Origin of the sequence: Parafrankia sp. Ea1.12 (assembly GCF_900465275.1) — a bacterium.
GTDB lineage: Bacteria > Actinomycetota > Actinomycetes > Frankiales > Frankiaceae > Parafrankia > Parafrankia soli.
This window is the reverse complement of the sequence record NZ_UBIZ01000471.1, coordinates 1-2,389: the sequence shown is the minus strand read 5'-3', so window position 1 is coordinate 2,389 and position 2,389 is coordinate 1. Positions and strand designations below refer to the sequence as shown.

Here is a 2,389-nt window from a genome sequence, read left to right as displayed (position 1 = left end):
GCCTGGCTCGGCGGCTACCGCCGCCTCACTATCCGCTACGAACGCAACGGCCACAACTTCCTCGGATTCCTCGCCCTGGCAGCGACGCTGACCTGCTGGAAGAAACTGGCCACGTGAGACAAGCTCTAAACCCCGACTACTGCGGCACCAGACTATCGAGCTAACATGTCGGCGACATCACCCTAACGAGGTTATATCAGTTTATCTGAAATGTTTGGCAAGAGGTAAATTTATGGCTTGGTATTTACAGAGGAAGAGGCTGGATAACTCTGATCGGATGGCGCGTGAGTCCACGGACAGGAAAATCGAGACTAGTTTCGACGGGCTGGGCGCACTATAAGGGGCGGGGGATTGAAATCAGTGGCGACGTGGTGCGCGCACCACCACAGTCACCGCAGGCGAACGCGATCGTGGAACGCCGGGTCGGCACCGTCCGCAGGGAATGCCCCGACCCGGCATGCCGCGTTTTCCTGGGACGCAACAGTACCGGGCGCGATCGCCGCTCTGCTCTGATGGGGCGCGGTGACGACAGACAGATCGGCGGGGCAGCGCGGCCGTCACGCCGTCGGGAAGCGCGTTCGGCATGCGTTCTCGTCACCGGGTGCCACTCGCCTGTTACGAGATCATCGGTGGCGATTGGCGGGGCCAGCGTGTGGGACTTCACTCCGCCAGCCAGGTCAGCCGATGTGTGCGGGAGGCGCATCCTCGGTGTGGTGTTGCCTGGCCGCGTTGATGGCGGTGGCGGTGACGATCAGACCGGCGAGGAACATCGCGGCGGCGGCAGCGAAGGCCATGGCGTAGCCGTGGGTCAGTGCGTCCTGTGCTCTCGCGATCAGGTTGATGTCGTTCGTGGCCAGGCCTTGGTAGAGGGCTCCGGCGGCTTCAGAAAGCTTGTTGTCAGCCGTGGAGGTGGCGATGGTCGACAGGACCGCGAGGCCGAGGGCTCCGCCGATCTGCTGGGCGGTGTTCAGGAGTGCTGAGGCGATCCCGGAGTCCTCGTGTGCAACGTCGCTGACTGCGCCGAGTGTCATGGGGACGAAGCTCAGGCCGAGGCCGAGCCCGGTGAGGAACATCGCCGGCATCAGGTGTCCGGCGTACGGGGAGTCCGGATCGAGGGCGGCGAACCAGAGCATGCCCGCGGCCGCCGCGAGCAGGCCCGGTCCGGCGATCACGCGGGGGGCGACGTGGGTGACCAGTTTGGAGCTGACACCGGCGGCGATGGCGATGCCGAAGCTGAAGGGCAGGTAGGCGAAGCCGGTCCGGACGGGGCTGTAGCCGAGGATGAGCTGCATGTACAGCGTCAGGAAGTAGAAGGTCGCGAACATGCCGGCACCGATGAGCAGCATCGTGGCGTAGGAACCAGACCGGTTGCGGTCCTGGAACAGCCGTAGCGGCATCATCGGGTGGGCGGTCCGGGCCTGGATGAGAAGGAACGTCACCAGTAGCACGGCCGCCACGGCGAAGGCGGTCAGGGTGGCGCTGTCGCTCCAGCCGTGCGCGCCGCCGTGGGTGATGCCGTAGACCAGTGCGATCAGGCCGCCCGTTCCCGTGACAGCGCCGGGGACATCGACGCGGCCCGGGTCGCGTTCGGCCTCGACGAGGCTTCGGGTTCCGGCGAGGACGACCAGGCCGATAGGGACGTTGATGAAGAAGACCCATCGCCAGCTCAGGACGTCGGTGAGTGTGCCGCCCAACAGCAGACCGACTGTGGCGCCGACACCTCCCATCGCGGCGTACACACCCATAGCCGTATTACGGGGCTTGCCGGGTGGAAATGTCGTAGTGATCAGGGCCAGCGCGTTGGGGGCAGCGAGCGCGGCGCCGATGCCTTGCAGGACGCGGGCGCTGATCAACAGGGCCTCGTTAGGGGCCAGTCCTCCCAGCAGTGAGGCCAGCGTAAAGATCCCGATGCCGGTCTGGAACATTCGTCGCCGGCCGAAGAGATCGCCGGTGCGTCCGCCGAGCAGTAGCAGCCCACCGAAGGCCAGCGCGTAGGAGTTGACGATCCAGGCCAGGTTCGCGTCGGACACGTCGAGATCGGTCTGGATGCTGGGTAGAGCGATGTTGGTGATCGTGGCGTCGAGGACCACCACCAGCTGTGCTGCGGCGATCACGAACAGAGCCAGGCCGAGGTGATGGCTCGTGGGCGGGGCCGCGGGGGTGCCCGGTCGCACGGGGGCGGCGGTCGCGCTGTCAGCAGACATACAGGTACTCCAGAAGGTGCGCTGGCAAAATTGCCCCGGCCATAAAACAGGTGCAGGGGTATCCATTCACGGGTCCGCGCGGCTGGTCCGCTGAGCTGGGTTGATGTGTTGGGATGACACGCTGGGGCCGTTGCTTGATCGGGTCGGCGGTCTGGTGATGATCGTGGGCTGTGGCTGACCCGTCC

At 65.6% G+C, this 2,389-nt stretch carries 1 protein-coding gene and 1 pseudogene; one reads left to right on the top strand and one right to left on the bottom strand.

What is annotated here, in order from left to right; genetic code table 11:
- Nucleotides 1–117 (top strand): annotated as a pseudogene (locus FMEAI12_RS40255) (IS5/IS1182 family transposase); the annotation flags it as partial.
- 560 nt (nt 118–677) lie between these two features.
- On the opposite strand, the gene FMEAI12_RS28165 reads toward FMEAI12_RS40255, so the two are convergent.
- Nucleotides 678–2,270, bottom strand: a complete 1,593-nt coding sequence (locus tag FMEAI12_RS28165) for an MFS transporter (RefSeq protein WP_235014680.1) — start codon at nt 2,268–2,270, stop codon at nt 678–680.
- Nucleotides 2,271–2,389 lie beyond the last annotated feature (119 nt).